The organism is Clostridium yunnanense (genome assembly GCF_016595795.1).
Taxonomy (GTDB): domain Bacteria; phylum Bacillota; class Clostridia; order Clostridiales; family Clostridiaceae; genus Clostridium_AR; species Clostridium_AR yunnanense.
On sequence record NZ_JAENHN010000043.1, the window covers coordinates 22,184 to 38,483 of the forward strand.

General features: G+C 31.1%; 15 protein-coding genes. 4 read left to right on the top strand and 11 right to left on the bottom strand.

The genetic code is table 11. The annotated features are described in order from the left end of the window. Positions 1–244: 244 nt before the first annotated feature. The 3 genes from JHL18_RS15150 to JHL18_RS26260 all read right to left on the bottom strand — a co-directional run bounded on the left by JHL18_RS15150 (position 245) and on the right by JHL18_RS26260 (position 2,126). Entirely contained in the window at positions 245–1,066 is an 822-nt protein-coding gene (locus JHL18_RS15150) for a Cof-type HAD-IIB family hydrolase (RefSeq protein WP_200270659.1), read from the bottom strand. A 41-nt stretch (positions 1,067–1,107) separates the two neighbouring features. Further along, on the bottom strand, positions 1,108–1,860 hold the full coding sequence (locus JHL18_RS15155; protein ID WP_200270869.1) for a DeoR/GlpR family DNA-binding transcription regulator: 753 nt from the start codon (positions 1,858–1,860) through the stop codon (positions 1,108–1,110). Between the two features lie 143 nt (positions 1,861–2,003). Continuing rightward, entirely contained in the window at positions 2,004–2,126 is a 123-nt protein-coding gene (locus JHL18_RS26260) for a hypothetical protein (RefSeq protein WP_274600962.1), read from the bottom strand. Between the two features lie 260 nt (positions 2,127–2,386). Between JHL18_RS26260 and JHL18_RS15160 the strand changes: the two genes are divergently transcribed. Beyond that, positions 2,387–2,986, top strand: a complete 600-nt coding sequence (locus JHL18_RS15160) for a methyltransferase family protein (protein ID WP_243277892.1) — start codon at positions 2,387–2,389, stop codon at positions 2,984–2,986. Between the two features lie 132 nt (positions 2,987–3,118). Here the strand turns inward: JHL18_RS15160 and JHL18_RS15165 are convergent, their stop codons facing one another. Beyond that, positions 3,119–3,727: a histidine phosphatase family protein gene (locus tag JHL18_RS15165; protein WP_200270661.1), complete on the bottom strand. Its 609-nt coding sequence runs from the start codon at positions 3,725–3,727 to the stop codon at positions 3,119–3,121. A 339-nt stretch (positions 3,728–4,066) separates the two neighbouring features. Here JHL18_RS15165 and JHL18_RS15170 point away from each other — a divergent pair, with 339 nt between their 5' ends. Continuing rightward, a complete protein-coding gene (locus JHL18_RS15170) occupies positions 4,067–4,354 on the top strand; it encodes a DUF2695 domain-containing protein (RefSeq protein ID WP_200270663.1) in 288 nt (95 codons plus the stop codon). 234 nt (positions 4,355–4,588) lie between these two features. On the opposite strand, the gene JHL18_RS15175 is transcribed toward JHL18_RS15170, so the two are convergent. From JHL18_RS15175 to JHL18_RS15200, 6 genes are all read right to left on the bottom strand, one after another. After that, entirely contained in the window at positions 4,589–5,368 is a 780-nt protein-coding gene (locus tag JHL18_RS15175) for a PD-(D/E)XK nuclease family protein (protein WP_200270665.1), read from the bottom strand. 63 nt (positions 5,369–5,431) lie between these two features. After that, the gene (locus tag JHL18_RS15180; RefSeq protein WP_200270667.1) at positions 5,432–5,854 is read right to left on the bottom strand and encodes an SRPBCC family protein; all 423 of its coding nucleotides are present in this window, start codon (positions 5,852–5,854) and stop codon (positions 5,432–5,434) included. A gap of 190 nt (positions 5,855–6,044) precedes the next feature. Beyond that, positions 6,045–8,624, bottom strand: coding sequence for a UvrD-helicase domain-containing protein (locus tag JHL18_RS26490; RefSeq protein WP_200270669.1), 2,580 nt, complete (start codon positions 8,622–8,624; stop codon positions 6,045–6,047). A gap of 60 nt (positions 8,625–8,684) precedes the next feature. Beyond that, entirely contained in the window at positions 8,685–10,076 is a 1,392-nt protein-coding gene (locus JHL18_RS15190; RefSeq protein ID WP_200270671.1) for an MATE family efflux transporter, read from the bottom strand. Positions 10,077–10,241: 165 nt separating this feature from the next. Beyond that, positions 10,242–11,882 carry a family 20 glycosylhydrolase gene (locus JHL18_RS15195; protein ID WP_420839228.1) on the bottom strand — a complete coding sequence of 547 codons (1,641 nt, stop codon included), beginning with the start codon at positions 11,880–11,882 and terminating at the stop codon, positions 10,242–10,244. A 394-nt stretch (positions 11,883–12,276) separates the two neighbouring features. Continuing rightward, positions 12,277–12,504, bottom strand: coding sequence for a single-stranded DNA-binding protein (locus JHL18_RS15200; protein WP_200270673.1), 228 nt, complete (start codon positions 12,502–12,504; stop codon positions 12,277–12,279). A gap of 285 nt (positions 12,505–12,789) precedes the next feature. Between JHL18_RS15200 and JHL18_RS15205 the strand changes: the two genes are divergently transcribed. Beyond that, on the top strand, positions 12,790–13,239 hold the full coding sequence (locus tag JHL18_RS15205) for an NUDIX hydrolase (protein WP_200270675.1): 450 nt from the start codon (positions 12,790–12,792) through the stop codon (positions 13,237–13,239). Positions 13,240–13,321: 82 nt separating this feature from the next. Further along, positions 13,322–14,155: a CPBP family intramembrane glutamic endopeptidase gene (locus JHL18_RS15210; RefSeq protein WP_200270677.1), complete on the top strand. Its 834-nt coding sequence runs from the start codon at positions 13,322–13,324 to the stop codon at positions 14,153–14,155. A 270-nt stretch (positions 14,156–14,425) separates the two neighbouring features. On the opposite strand, the gene JHL18_RS15215 is transcribed toward JHL18_RS15210, so the two are convergent. Further along, positions 14,426–16,105 (bottom strand): ribonuclease J, encoded by a 1,680-nt coding sequence (locus JHL18_RS15215; protein ID WP_200270679.1) that lies wholly within the window; start codon positions 16,103–16,105, stop codon positions 14,426–14,428. Positions 16,106–16,300: the final 195 nt, after the last annotated feature.

Consider the following 16,300-nt stretch of genomic DNA (forward strand, 5'->3'; position numbering starts at 1 on the left):
CTGCAGGTTTAAAAATAAAAAATGCCTAGCGGATTTTCTCCAGCTAGACACCATAAATACAGCAAGCATATAAAACTTATTAATTACTCAATTTAATATTTGTTTCAACAGATAATCCAGTTCTATCTAATAAAACTAAGTGATACTTTAGTTAACTATTAATGGTAATAGATTATAAAAGATAGATTCTACTTGTAACCGGTTTATCAATAATACATTAAGAATATTTTAAATTAAGGCGCTATTAAAACACTGCATTGAGATTAATGATATACTTTTCTAATGCTTTCCCTACTCCATCCTCATCATTTGTTAAAGTCACATCATTTGCATGTTTCTTTACATACTCCGGAGCATTTCCCATAGCTACTCCTACCCCTGCATATTCTAGCATGTCTACATCATTATAATTATCCCCCATAGCTATTATCTCAGCTTTGTTAATGCCAAATTCCTTTTGAAGACAGTTAATTGCAGATGTTTTTGATGCTTTAATCGGCATAATTTCTAAATACGTTGGTTTTGAAGGATATATGTTAAGTTCCACAGCCTTAATATTTTCTTTTAATATATCTATTTCTTCAGGGCTTGCCATACATAAAATCTTATTAGGACCTGTCCCATCATTTTTCCATACTTTAATTATCTCTTTAAAACCTATAATTTTCGGAGTAATATTTGTTATTTCACTTTCTTGTTTAGCCCAATAATCCATCTCTTCTATATACCACTCGTCATCTTTATATAAGCTAATATGAATATTGTGTTCACTAGCTAATTTATATATCTTCTCAAGCTCTACGGCATCTATAAATTCTTGCGAAAGCACTTTGCCTTTTTTGTCTAAAATCAATGCTCCACTATAGCAAATAATTGGTGCTTCTATTTCAAGTTCTTTCTGTAAAAACTTTATTCCCTTAGGCATTCTAGCAGAAACTAATATCACAGGTATATTCTCTTTATTTGCAACTATATTGATTGCAGCTTTTACTTTTTCAGTAATTTTGTGATTAGAATTTAACAAGGTTCCATCAATATCTAAACATACCATTCTAAAATTATTCATAAACCCATCCCCCTAAAATATCTTATTTTCATGTATAATTCCTAAACAATAATTAGTTGAATACCACAGTCTTCAATAATCTTTGCAAAGGCAGAAGGTGGCATTTTATCAGTAATTATAATATCTATCTGATCCCAACTTACACCTTTGTAATAACTTAAGCGCTTAAATTTCTCATATTCAGCAAGTACAATTACTGTATCAGCTTTTCTTATAGCTGCTTGCTTTATAACAGCGTCTTCTTCATCCACATAATATATCCCATCTTCTGTTATTGATGCGGCACCTAAGAATGCAACATCAAACCTTAATCCATCGATATAATTTACCCAATCAGCTTTATAAAAAAATCTATTTTTATTATTAAGAAGTCCTCCAATAGAACTAACTGATATATCTTCCTTTTCAGAAAGTATTTCAATATTATCTAGCGAATGAGTAAGTACCCAGATAGGTTTGTTTATTTCTTTTGACAAAAAACTTATTGTTGTAGAAACATCAAAGAAATAATGCTTATGTTCCTCAATAAAGTCTAAGGCTCTTTTGGCAATATTTATTTTTTCTTCTGAATAAGCTTCAATTCTTTCTCTATACTCTTTAATTGTGTTCTTTAAAATTGGTAAGCTTATTCCTCCATGAGTACGAATTGCTGTCCCATTGTCTATAAGCTTCAAGATATCACGACGCGCAGTATCTCTTGAAACAGTAAACATTTCACAAATATCGTGAATAGACATTGTGTTATGCTCGTTTAAATATTCTAATATCTTTAAAAGTCTTTCTTCTTGATACATTATTAAACCACCTATCTTTTTAAAACTCTTTATGTTTTTTACTTTAAAATCTGAATTTAATCCTATAACTTTAAGCATGCATAAACTACTAGTTTACCTAGCAATTCTATAAGTATCAATCTTTTGACGATAAACTTATACACCTATATATTTACCGATGCAACCGCCTCTACCACTATTATAAGTATTTTTAAGTAATTAATCAATATATTTAAGCATTCGTAAGCACTTATCTTTTTTTCTACACAAACTAAAAAACTATCCAAATCGAATAATGCTGGATTTTTAATTTATGATACCCCTACTCTGCTATAAAAACTCACTTATATTATGTATTAAATAAATGTTGGTGAAATATCAGACTTTTAAGGACAAGCATATTTAAATTAATTTTTATTAATTCTTCTATGTATGGCGCTCTCTACTATAAATAAAAAAACGCCTATATTGTGTATTAAATAAATGTTGGTGCTATATCAAACTTTTTAAAAAAACATATATAATATTTATAGAGAGGGGTGGTAGTTTGAATAAAGAAAATATTATAGGTTTAATTATCTTAGTTGCTTTTTACGGAAGTTATTTTACAAAGGCATTTCTTCAAAGTAGAAATGGAATTAGGACAGATAGAATGGGCAAAGGTTCCAAGCCCCAAAAAACTTTTATAATCGAAGTATTTCTAAAAGTTTACACAATTCTTTTAGCACTAACTCAAATAATAAGTATTATATTTACAAACAAACTCTTTTTAATATTAAAAAATAACCAAATAAGATACATCGGATTTTTTATTTCTTTATTAGGAGTTGTTATATTTATCACTGCAATGATCACAATGCGTGATAGTTGGAGAGCTGGAGTTGATACTACCCAAAAGACAACTATAGTTAAAAGCGGAATTTACAAATACAGCAGAAACCCTGCATTTCTTGGATTTGACTTGTTTTATATCGGCATTGCAATGTCATTCTCAAATATAATTAACATACTATTTACTTGTTTCACCATCTTGATCTTTCATCTTCAGATACTAGAAGAAGAAAAGTTTCTCCCTACAATTTTTGGTAAGGAGTATCTGGATTATAAAAACACAACAAGACGTTACCTTGGAACTAAAAGCAGATAAAGAATTATACGACAATTGAGATGGATAGATTTAGTAACCGAAAAATTTATACTTTCATAAACAGTAAAAAACCTTATCTTAGTTACTTAAAAATACTAAAATAAGGTTTTTTAATTCTTAAATATAATTTAACTATTCTAAATACGACATATCGCTTAATCGTCTTATAATGTGTTTTCCATCTTGATTCTCAGTCATAAAGGAAACTCCACCTGCCATACCAAATAAATCGCATTTATTTAGCATCTCAATATCCAAACCAAGCCACATAGCATTAAAGATACTTAAGGTATCACCATGTGAAACTATGATTATATTTTCATTTTTATCTGTTAATATATTTCTATAAAAATCTAACAATCTGTTCCATACATCTCTACGCGATTCTGCATCATGGAACATCCTATCATCCACTGTTCTTTCTTCACACTGAATGTTGTCCCTTAGCCATTGCACTGACTTACCTACTGCTACACCCAAATTTCGTTCTCTTAATACTTCCGTAAAAATAGGGGTTATACCTAAGTGCTTAGAAACTATTTCTGCAGTATTCTTAGCACGTAATAAATCCGATGAATACATTGTATATTCTTTTCCTTGCAGTTCTTTTGCTAACTTTGCACCTATTTTATCTGCTTGAATTTTCCCAAGGTCTGATAAATCCCAATCTGTCCATGAGCCAACCATCCCGTTTGTATGATGATTTGATTGCGTATGCTGAATTGTAATGATGTTTTTCATATGATATCCCTCAATTCTACGCTAATATGTGATTCTTTTATGTGTTTTTATAGAATAATGTCTGTATAATTAAACTTATATTTTCAAAAGTTCTGCACAAAACCTAGCAGATTTTTCAAGTGAATAGATAGTCTTAATGGCGTTGCAACCAAGTCTCTTGCGAACTATATATCGGTTTAAGTGACTACAATCTTTCAATGAAGAAAAAGAAATTGTAAAAAGCAATTTTTTGGTGCATAGCAATTCAAATTTTGTTAAGATTAATCTAGCAAGTTTAAAGGCAAAATTACCTATACCAGTATAGTATTTAATTAAACTGTACATCGGAGGGGACGTATTATGGATAAAGATAAGAAGAAAGAACTTATGAGAAAATATGCTCAAGAGCAGAAAAATTCTTTTGAAAACTCGCTTCCATTTGACAAGACTATGTTTGAACAACTATTTGGTTATATTGATGAAATGTTGGATCAAGATGGATGTGACGATACTTTAAAGTACACTACAAAGTTTCTCAATGACAACAACCTGCCTGTAGAAAAATCTTTAGATTGGTTGAATGAAAATGGTGTTTACTGTGACTGCGAAGTTTTAGCAAATATTGAAGATAAGATATCAGAATTATAGGACCTAGACCTCGGTGAAACATACTAAAAAAACATTAAGGTAGGGTAATACCTTCCCTTAAAAACATATAATATCTATATTTTCTTAAAACAAAACCAATATTTAAATTGAGACACTACTACTATTAAAATTTTCAATCATGCTTGTCCATATACATTCTGATATTTTACCAACATTTATTTAATACATCTCTTCAGTGTTTTCTACTAATATAACTAACAGCTCCCATAAAGACTACTTCATAAAAGCATCCTTCCATTCGTCTTGTTCTACCATATCTTCAGATTGAACTGATTCTAAAATTTCTTCATCTAACTTCACCTTATTTATGTACTGACTATAAGAATCACAGGAATGCCTAGCATCACAATGTCTACACACAGCAGTTCCAAATGGAGCCTTCTGCCCTTTTTTAATTTCCTTCAGCCTGTCCAGAGTAGGTGCTTTAAATTCCCCATCTTCAATTTTATCTACAGTTTCACCAAAGCATCTTATCTGTTTTTCTACCTCATTACTGTCAATATCAAGCTCAACAACAGGATTCCAATCTTCAACTATGTCTACTGCTATTTCATCGCCAATGGTGGTTGCTTGTCTAAGCTTCGTTGGCAGGGCAGTGGCTATTACTGCCATTTTATCTATTTCTGTACCCTTGAGGTTTTTCCACATATGAGCGTACACATTCAGCTGTCCTTTATATACATCCTTATCATTCTCAACTTCTTCTGAATTATGAGTTTTTATATCATACATTGTTATCTCATCATCTTTTTCAACTATATCTACAATACCTTCCATTGTATATTTTTTACCCTTTGGAGTTACTTGCTCTGGCAGTATCAGCTTAACCTCTGCTTCTGTCATATTCTTCGCTACACTTCCTAGTTTCTCATAATATAACTTGACCTGCTGCCATGCAAACTCTTTCATATTTAGGGTTATGGAGCGTCCAGTTTCGTATTTTAATTCTTCGTAATTATCCTCAAATATCTCTCTCAATTTCTTTATATCCATACTATATCCCTCATCCCACTTTACATATGTTTAAGCTATCATATACAGATATGTTTATTATTCTTAAACTTGACTCTCAGTATATCTTTTAAAATTATCTAAAATTGCTTGCCAGCCATTTTTCTGCATCTCGATTGAATTAGTGTCCTCAGCTTCAAAGGTTTCATTTATTTCTGTGTTATCACCATGATCCATAAAGGTTATTTGAACTTTTCTTTCATCTCCTAAAGTATAAGCTAGAACTTCATGTGGTTTAACTTCATCATAAATTCCCCAAAAATCAAATCCCATACTACCATCTTTAGCTTCCATTCTATTAATAAATTTACCCCCAACTCTTAAATCATTTTCTGCTGTAGGAGTATGCCAATCTTCAGATGCATAGCTCCACTTTTTTATATGCTCTGGCTCTGTCCAGCATTTCCATACCTTTTCTACAGGTGCATTGACCGTTGTCATTATATTTATTGTTTTATTGTTTTTCATATTTAATTTCCTCCTCAAATATAAGTCTTTATCTTAATTTTATTCCTTATTTTTTTGTATCTACCTTTAAGCCCATTATGTTCATGTAATGCTGACTTACCATATTGTTATCTTTATTTGATGTATTGATACTAGGCTTAGACTTTTCATTACCTTGCCTCATTATTCTTAGTATCTTCTAGTTTCATTATCATATGCTTCGCATTTCAATATAGTAATTATGGATGTCCTCTAGGGTCTTGTGAACTAAGTTTCCGAAGAATGCTACAGTAGTTCTTGCAGGAACAAAATTGTATTTTTTGTAAATCATATATTTACGAGGGCAGTCATTATAGGCTAAATAATCACCTGTATAAGAATAAACCTTTGCAACACTCTCATCTTTCTTTTTAGCTTTAGGCATAGAATCCACATCTAGACTTTCAATTAAAGGCATTCTTGCATTTGCAATATCATCCTTAAAATATGGGTGCATTCTCTGACCTAAGCCTCTAAAATTAGGTATTATGAGCAAAATCTCGGCTCTGGATAAAGCTACATAATAAGATCTCAGCCTATCAAAATGAGCTATTTTATTTAATGGTTCATACTCTCCATTTAGATAAGGCCTTACTAAAGCCTCTAATTTATTTTCATTATTCATAACTGGTGGTACTGCTCCTAAGATAACCACTGGAAACTCTAAACCTTTTGCTTGATGTATAGTTAAAAATGAAACTCTTCCTTTTGGTATCGGTTCATCTTTAATCTCATAATCCCCTTCTTCTCTTTTATATAAAGCTCCTAGATAGGAAGTTATAAATACTCTTACGAAGGTATCTTCATAAAGTGCTTGTCCAGTAATTAATCCAAAGTTATGTTCAATAAAAAAGTGAAGATAATTAGTTATATTGGATAAATTATAAATTGGACCTTCATCTGTACCATTTTCAGCATCATCAAAAATATTTTTAAATCTTTCAAAGCCACATAGCTGATAAAATAAATCTAATAGATTCCAATCTAAAGAATTAATCCTAGTAATAAGCCATCTATAATTTAGATTTGTACCTTCATTGATTTTCTTTTCTATTATCTTACCTAAGGATTTTTTATTAAGTTCCTTTTGACCTGTTTCTGATAACTTATCCTTTAACGAGTCTTTTAAATGTGCATAACTTTTTCTACTTATTTGATCATCTAAAGAAATATTATAGTTTTCCATATACCTATGTATTTCAACATAATCGTTTTTTAAGTTGTCTAGTTCAAAGATTGTCTTATCGATAAAGCATTGAAGTTCATAATCCTCAGCTATTATATCCTCTGCTGAAAATAAACATTGCTGAATCCAATCACTAAACTCCTTATGCTTTCCAACATTAAATCTCTCATCTATTTCTGGTGTTCCAAATAAATAGAATATTAACCCAAACATGTCCACCGGTTCTGGATTATCAAAAAATCTGCCTGCACGAGGTGCATAAACTTCTATACCTATATTTTCAAAAGCATCTCTTAATTTAGATGCATTTTTATTTCCTTTTAGATACGTAAATAACACCGCAACCTCTGATGGGTCTGATATCACGTTTTTATCTAGCATTTCTTTCACTTTTAAGGCAATTTCTCTATACACTTTCTCAGGAGCTTCACCTACAGTTGTTACTACTGAGATTCCAGAATCTTTGCTTTGTGCTACTATATCTTTATCTATATTTCTATAGTATCTGCCGTTTAGCTCTTCATTTGCCCAGTTTTCTTTTTCTATAAAATTCGTGTAATAATCCACTATATTCTTTCTAGATCTATAATTTATATTCAGCTTAATCTTCTTTGGTTCAACACCTAGATGATCTTTACACCTAATATCAAACTGAACAAAATTTTCAACCGTTGCACCTCTAAATCTATAAAGAGACTGATCATCATCACCTACAACGCAAATATTCTTAAATCTATTAGCAAGCTTAAAAAATATCTTTTCTTGAATGCTATTAGTATCTTGATACTCATCTATAATTACGTGTTTAAAAACCTTTTCACTATTATAGCTTTCACACAAAACCTTATATCCAAATTGCTGAAGCAGTGATAAATCAATAGTTTGCCTCGGCTCATTTTTGAGGCTTTCAAGATAAAATTTATAAAGTTTTCCAAGCATTGAAAGTGTTTCATCGCCTTCTGGATTATTTATAACTTTATCAATCTCTATACATTCTTCTGAAAATCTATTAAATAGCGATATTAAAGAATTCACAATGGCATTCTTAGAAATAGACCTTGCCCCTAAGTATTCCTTTATTTCTTCCTTGTATGTATCTGAAAGCCCAAATACCTTTTCAGCCCTACCTAAAAATTTATTGCTGCTTACATAAAAATATTGATCTATTTCCTGCATGATAACAGGAAGTTTTTTCTTCAAATCATTTTTAAATCTTTTATCCAATATAAATCTTTGACATAAGGAATGTACCGTACCTACATACATATTAGATATATCATAATGTTTTTTTGTTTCCGCTGTGGCAAGAGCTAGTAGTGAAGTTAGTCCTGCTTTAAGCTGCTCCGCTGCTTTTTCTGTAAAGGTACTTAAAAATATTTCTTCTGGTTTTATATCATGAAATACTATTAGATTTACACATCTCCATAGCAGTACTCTAGTCTTACCTGAACCAGGACCTGCCACTATATATAACGAACCATCAATATTCTTTATGGCCTCTTCTTGAGCTTTATTAGGGTTAAATCCACTTTTAACAAATAAATCCTCTATTCTAATAACACTCACCCTCTCATCCCTATATTGTGTATTATTTTACCATATAATATCTTATCTGACATCAGATTTCTACATAGCGATTTCTGAAGTTTCTTTATTAATATTCTTAGTGAGCACCTTCTTAAATTGAATTGTAAATAGAGTCACAGTAGTTGAAACTGCCATAAAATCAGCTACCGGTTCAGCAAGAAATACAGCAAATACCTTATTGTCAAAAAAGTTTGGTAGTATAAATATCAGTGGTATTAAAAGAATTATCTTACGAAGTATCGCAAGAAAAAGAGAAGATTTTGCTTGTCCAAGTGCTATAAAGGTTTGTTGACAGGCAGTTTGTGCGCTCATAAGAAAGGCTGCTGCCATATAAATTCTTATTGCCCACACAGTAACTTTAGAAAGCTCAACATCTGTGCTAAAAATAGATACAAAAACCTCTGGGAACACCATCATAAATATCCAAAATACCAAGGCAAAGCTTACTGAATAAAGTATAAGTAGTTTAAAGGTATTCCTTACACGATCATTATTTTTAGCTCCGTAGTTATAACTCATGATTGGCTGTGCTCCCTGCCCTAGTCCATTTAAAGGTAGATTTAAAATCTGCATTAAACTGGACATAATAGTCATTGCACCTACTGCCATATCTCCTCCGTACTTTTGAAGTGAGGAATTAAAAGCAATATTCAAAAGGCTTTCTGTACTTTGCATTACAAAAGGTGCACTTCCGAGCATTAGTACTGGAATTATAATAGTTTTTCTAAGGTGCATATTTTTTCTACGTATTCTAAGCTTGCTTTTAGGTCCAAATAAGAACTTTAGTGTCCATATGGCAGAGCAGGCTTGAGCTATTACATTTGCAGCAGCTGCACCTTGTACTCCCATATTAAGTCCAAATATAAAAATCGGATCCAATATAAGACTTACTACTGCTCCAATAGTAACTGTAAGCATGCTAATCTTAGCAAAGCCTTGAGTTGATATAAAAGTATTTAAACCTAAAGATATTTGTACAAATATTGTCCCAAGTATATAGATATTTAGGAAGCTTAGTGCATAAGGAAGTGTTTCAGCACTTGCACCAAACATTAATAATAGCTTTTTCCCAAATATAAAGAAAAGTACTGTTAATATGATAGAAATTCCTATTAAGGCTACAAAGCAGTTTCCTAAGATTTGCTCTGCTTCTTCCTGTTTGTTTTGTCCCATTTTTATAGAAGCCCTCGGAGCCCCACCTACACCAATTAATGCACTGAAGGCTGAAATAATCATTATTATGGGAAAGGTTATTCCTACCCCTGTTAAAGCATTTGCCCCAACACCTGGGATATGTCCTATATAAATACGATCAACTATGTTATATAACATATTGACTAATTGAGCTGTAATTGCAGGTATAGCTAAACTAATTAGTAATTTACCTACTCTTTCTTTTCCTAATTTGTTAACTTCACTTTTATGCTCCATTTAATACTCCTTAATATTAAAGACTTAACTATACCTTCTATTTTAATACTAAGAATGGTAAATTGTACATAATAAAAGGTAAGCTCATTAAAGCATCGGATGAATAAGCAATTAATTTAATCACCACGCTTTAACAGAGCCTACAATTTAAATACACTGTAAAAACTATTTTACTAAATTAAATGTCCACACACTATTATCCTTATAGAAGTTTATACCTTGATTTCTCATTCTTTCTTCTTGGCTCTTTAACCTTTTTTTATACTCCACCCAATTTCTTTCTGCTTTAGGTGTCCATCCTATTTCGGCATATCCTAAAAGTCTTGGATATATCATATAATCCATAGCTTGCTCATTAGGAATATTTTCTGTCCATAGTGGTGCTTCTATGCCCAAAACTAAATTCTTTGGAGCAAAATCAGTAGGATCCCATGTATATGCAGTTTCTACTGGAATATATCCTGCCCAGTTTAAACCATATGGTGTAGTCTCATCATATTTCATATCTAGATAAGCTTTTTTTGCTATTGAAGTGATAATCTTCATATTCTTTTGCCTAGCGGCATTATTGGAATCTTGCCAATTTTGAAGTACCACACTTGAATCTATTGAAGGAGAGGTATCGATTGGATCCCAGCCTATTGGAGTTTTTCCGTATTTCTTAACTATATCAGCTACTCTTCCTACAAAATAATCATAGTCTTCCTTTTTAGTACTTAAAGCCTCATCTCCACCTATATGAATATATTTTGAAGGTGATATTTCAGAAACTTCTCTAAACACATCATCAATAAAAGCATAGGTCTTCTCATCACGAGTCATAAAAGAGCTAAAACCCACCTTTGTGCCTGTATACAAAGGCTTCTTTTTACCATCTGGATTTAAGAATCCATAGGAAGCTAAGGCCGCATTACTGTGACCAGGCATATCAAATTCTGGAACTATCTCTACGTATCTATCAGCCGCATATCTTACTATATCCTTAAATTGCTCCTGGGTGTAAAATCCACCAGGTCCGCCACCTACCTTTGTACTTCCTCCTATGGTAGTTAAGTCTGGCCATTTCTTTATTTCTAAACGCCAGCCTTGATCATCACTTAGATGTAGATGAACCCTATTTATCTTATATTGTGCTGCATGATCTATTTGACGTTTTATTTCATCCACAGTAAAAAAGTGCCTAACAACATCAAGCATTAATCCTCTATGACTATATTCGGGCTTATCTTCTATTGTTGAAACTGGAATACTCCACTCTACCCCTGAAACCAAGGCATTTTTCTCAATGGTTGGAGGCAATAACTGCCTTAGGGTTTGAATAGCTCTTGAGATTCCTTCTGGTTTGAAAGCTGTTATCTTTACACCTTCTGCAGTAGTTAATATGCTATATCCTTCATCTCCCTTATCTGCTTGTGCTCCAACAGTAGTTAAATAAATGCTTTGTGCTGGAACTTTCATGTTATCTGCTTTAATAACTTTTAATTCAAAACCAGTTGAAGCTGTGAGCTTTGCTCTTAAAAATTCTGCTACTCTACTGATTTCAGCTGTCTCATTTTCATTATTTCCTTTTACATAGATTGCAGTATTGTTTGTAAGCACAAATTTACCATTACCTTTTTGATAACTTAAAGGTTTTGGAATTATATTATTACTGCTCGGTGGTAAATCCTTTGCTTTTACCTCATCTTTTTTTACATAAGTCATCGTTGAAAAAATCATTACTACAATCAACAATAGTAGTCTAATAGACTTAGACTTACTTTGTTTATCATATGTACGCTTCATTTGTTCACCATCCTTATTCATTTTAACTTTAGGTTATTTTTAAGCATATTCATTGAAATTAACCATAATTGTAAAGAAACTTTATTTAATGGTAACTTCTCTAAAAAGTTCATTATTAGCTTATAACATAATTGAAAAATTAATACTGCACATTATTTGGAAAATTCTATACTTATCCACAATTTTAATTGAATTACAAATTTCTAAAGAATAAAAAAAATCAGATTTTAATTGATTAAATCTGATAACAAGATATTTATTAAATTAAGATACAGGTCACTTAAGTGCAACCTAATTTAAATATATTTAAGTACATTTTTATCTACATAACTAATTGGATTATAATTTCCTAAAGAATTTAAAAGAATATCCTTTTGTAACTAATATTTTTATTGTATATAACATTGAGCAGTGGTTATTCTTTTAGATAAACTTGCTGATTTGAAGAAGTTTTATCTAGGATTGTTACCTTTAAAGAAGAGTTATTTCGTACCTCGTTAAGAAATAAAATACCTAAGTTAAGACGGGTTGATTTATCTAATCTCTTCCATACATATCCCTTAAATAGATCTTTCACTATAAATTCTTCTCCTGATTTGAGATTAGACACTTCTGCTGTAACTGTACTTAATAATGGATTCATAAAGTCACTCCTTATTACGATTTTAAATGTAAAGGTAAACATCTCTGCTTATTACAATGTATACAGAAATATTATTACTGCTAAAAAGTTTTTAGTACTCTACATTTTTTACTTTGTTAATATAAGTAACTATATGAGGCCTTATATAGTTTTATTCCTTTCTTTCTATTTAAGAAAAAAGTCATATTCAATTTATATTTATAAAATTACACCTTGCCTTACTTATAATTACAATTTAAACTATATAGTGTAATTATGAATATTAAACGTTGAAAGGAGAAAATTATGAGCAATCCACTATACGTAATAAACGTCGAAGCGGCAATTTATAGAGAGGATAAGTATTTGATTATAAAAAGAAGTGAAAAAGAAGAACATGCCCTAGGAGTTTTATCTTTAGTTGGCGGTAAAGTCGACGGAAGAACATCTGAAAATAATGTTTTAGAGAATTCTGTGAAAAGAGAAATTTTAGAAGAAGTTGGAGTTGAAGTTTCAAATAGCCTTCACTATATAGAAAGCAATTCTTTCATATCTGATAAGGGTTATATCGTAGTAAACATAGGCTTTCTATGTAAATATGAATCAGGAGAAGCTAGATGTGTATCTGAAGATGAAGTCAGCGAAGTTCACTGGATGGGTTATGATGAAATATTATCGAATCCTAAGGCACCTAGTTGGTTAAAGTCAAGCCTTAAAAAAGCAGAGAGCGTTAGGTTAATAGTAGAAAATTTTTAAACTCAGGTACTGTTAAAGCCATGTTTAAATATAACCTAAACTTAATCTTAAAATTTATATTTTTTAGCATTGGAGAATAGCTATGTCACATATAAAGAAATTTTCTCAGGCCCACACATACATTTTTTCATTTATTACAGCATTAACAGCTATAGCTCTTTTATATGTATGTAACTTTTTTCTGTCTACATCCAACGGTAGATTGGACTATAATTTAAACGGAATAATCACTTATATAGTACCTTTAATCTTTGTTTTTATAATTTATATATCTGCCGTAAATATTAAATCCCATAGTTTTGATAAAAAAGGTATCTTTAAAGGATTTTTCCTTGGTTGGCCTTTTATGTGTTTAGGCCTATATAATATTATTGGATTATTTTTTAGTACCACTCCCCTATCTTCCCCTGAGGTAAAGAAAGTATTTTTCTTCACCATAATAATGTTTTTAGTCGGAACTTTTGAAGAATTTCTCTGCCGAGGAATTATACTAAATTCCCTATTAAACAAACTAAACTCTACCAAAGCAGGACTAATAAAAGCAGTAATATTATCTTCATTTATTTTTGGCTTAGGACACTTAGTAAATCTTATCGTGTCCCCAAATCTTCTAATAAGCACTTTATCTCAAATAATTTATACTACTTTGCATGGAATCTTGTTTGCAGCCATATATCTTAGATGTAAAAATATATGGTCAGTTGTTTTTCTACATGCTGTATATGATTGGTTAGTTAAGGCATCAGGAATCTTTCATACAGTTAGCGCTTCTGGCACTCCAGTTGATATTTCCTTTCTAACAGGATTAATCAATATTTTATTTGCTATTCCTTTTGCTTTAGTTGGCCTATTCTTACTTAGAAAAGTTATGATAGCAGATATAGATAAATCTGTACTAACCACAAAATCAATGTAATAGTGATGTTTGAGTAATTGTTCTATATACACCCATTACTACACTTTTTTACTCAAAAGCAAAGAGTTCAGTAAGCAACCCTTGACTGAACTCTTTTATATTGTTCATAAATATTTCTATATACTGCTTTTAATCCTGGAATATTACAAAATCATATTAATTCTTTGAGAATACTCATTAAATCATAGTATGATAAAACATTTAATTTCAACAGGGTGCTTATCACGCCTAATTTTATATACAACTCTTAAATTACCAGATGTTTATAGTTTATATCTCAGTAATAACTGGTAAAATCGTAGGTTTTCTCTTCATTTTTCTATATATAAAACCATCTATTTCTCGTCTAATAGTATTTTTGATTTCTGACCATTGCATTACATTGTTACTTAGACATTTTTCTATGCCTTCAGTTGCTATTTGTCTAATCTCTTTAATTAATTTCTCTGAGTCTCTAACATATACGAAACCTCTTGTAACTATGTCTGGTCCTGAAATTATTGATTTACTTTCTTTATCTATAACTACAACTACGGTTATAATACCATCTTCCCCTAGATTTTTTCTGTCACGAAGTACAACATTACCAACATCTCCTACGCCAGATCCATCTATAAGAATTCTTCCCGCAATTACCTTACCAGCTTTATGAGCTTTCTTTCTAGATACTTCTAAAACATCTCCTATCTCTAATAAGAATATGTTTTCTTTTTCCATTCCAATGCTTTCTGCAATTTCACCATGTCTTTTTAAATGTCTATACTCACCATGCACAGGCATAAAGAACTTTGGCTTTAACAATGTATGAACAAGTTTAATTTCTTCTTCACAAGCATGCCCTGATACATGTATATCTTCTATGTCTTTATAAACTACATTAGCACCCTTTTTTGTTAAATCATTTATAACATTAGAAACAGCCTTTTGATTTCCTGGTATAGGTGTTGCTGAGATAATAACCATATCTCCTTTTTCTATCTGAATGCTCTTATGAGTTCCAAGTGCTATTCTTGTAAGTGCAGACATTGGTTCACCTTGGCTACCAGTAGTGATTATTGTAATTCTATCATTTGCATACTTTTTAATATCATTTAATTCTATAAATACACCATCTGGTATGGACAAATATCCAAGTTCCATAGCAACTTTACATATTTTCTCCATACTTCTTCCGCTTAAAGCGATCTTCCTATTATGCTTTACAGAAGCATTAGCAATTTGCTGTACTCTATGGATATTTGATGCAAAGGTTGCTACTATTATTCTGCCATCTGCTTTTAGGAAAAGATTCTCTAAAGCTTCACCAACAGTTCTTTCTGACATTGTATAACCCTTACGAGTAGCATTAGTACTATCTGCCATTAGAAGCAGAACACCTTTTTTACCTAATTGTGCATATCTATTTAAATCTATGGTTTCCCCATCAATTGGTGTAAAGTCAATTTTAAAATCTCCAGTATGAACAATTATACCTACAGGTGTGTGCAACGCAATAGATACACTGTCTGCTATACTGTGATTTGTTCTTATAAATTCAACCTTAAAATTGTTGCCTATGTCTACTATATCCCCAGGCTTCATCATATTTAAACTACAGTCATTAAGAATCTTGTGTTCTTCAAGCTTACTTTCAATTAACCCTAAAGTTAACTTTGTTCCATATACAGGAACGTTTAGTTGTTTTAAAACATAAGGTAAAGCTCCAATATGATCTTCATGACCATGAGTTATAAAAAATCCTTTTACTTTATCCTTGTTTTTCTGCAAATAGGCTATGTCTGGAATTATTAGATCAATTCCAAGAAGTTCTTCATCAGGGAACGCCAATCCACAGTCTATTATTACTATCTCGTCTTCGTATTCGAAAACAGTTAGATTTTTACCTATCTCTCCTAGTCCACCTAAAGGTATAACCTTCATTCTACTTCTGTTTTTAATTTTATTTATCATATTTTCTCCTAACTTGTAACTAAAGGTATAGAGAATAGCCAGCACGCTTTAATTAGTTATTACTGTGCATCTACTTTTTCCAGTCTAAACTTAAGGAAATTCTGGAAAGCAATAAATTCTCCTTCTTTATTTTTTACTCTAGTAAAGATTATTTTTTTCTTATAATAAAATATAATTTCCCTAATACTTATCTAA

What these genes read in the sequence shown, in the direction of transcription:
- JHL18_RS15150 (WP_200270659.1), bottom strand. Translation starts at nt 1,066, where the DNA reads ATGAATAATTTTAGAATGGTATGTTTAGATATTGATGGAACCTTGTTA.
- JHL18_RS15210 (WP_200270677.1), top strand. Translation starts at nt 13,322, where the DNA reads ATGTCACATATAAAGAAATTTTCTCAGGCCCACACATACATTTTTTCA.
- JHL18_RS15155 (WP_200270869.1), bottom strand. Translation starts at nt 1,860, where the DNA reads ATGTATCAAGAAGAAAGACTTTTAAAGATATTAGAATATTTAAACGAG.
- JHL18_RS15175 (WP_200270665.1), bottom strand. Translation starts at nt 5,368, where the DNA reads ATGGATATAAAGAAATTGAGAGAGATATTTGAGGATAATTACGAAGAA.
- JHL18_RS15215 (WP_200270679.1), bottom strand. Translation starts at nt 16,105, where the DNA reads ATGATAAATAAAATTAAAAACAGAAGTAGAATGAAGGTTATACCTTTA.
- JHL18_RS15195 (WP_420839228.1), bottom strand. Translation starts at nt 11,882, where the DNA reads ATGAATAAGGATGGTGAACAAATGAAGCGTACATATGATAAACAAAGT.
- JHL18_RS15190 (WP_200270671.1), bottom strand. Translation starts at nt 10,076, where the DNA reads ATGGAGCATAAAAGTGAAGTTAACAAATTAGGAAAAGAAAGAGTAGGT.
- JHL18_RS15180 (WP_200270667.1), bottom strand. Translation starts at nt 5,854, where the DNA reads ATGAAAAACAATAAAACAATAAATATAATGACAACGGTCAATGCACCT.
- JHL18_RS15165 (WP_200270661.1), bottom strand. Translation starts at nt 3,727, where the DNA reads ATGAAAAACATCATTACAATTCAGCATACGCAATCAAATCATCATACA.
- JHL18_RS15170 (WP_200270663.1), top strand. Translation starts at nt 4,067, where the DNA reads ATGGATAAAGATAAGAAGAAAGAACTTATGAGAAAATATGCTCAAGAG.
- JHL18_RS15200 (WP_200270673.1), bottom strand. Translation starts at nt 12,504, where the DNA reads ATGAATCCATTATTAAGTACAGTTACAGCAGAAGTGTCTAATCTCAAA.
- JHL18_RS15205 (WP_200270675.1), top strand. Translation starts at nt 12,790, where the DNA reads ATGAGCAATCCACTATACGTAATAAACGTCGAAGCGGCAATTTATAGA.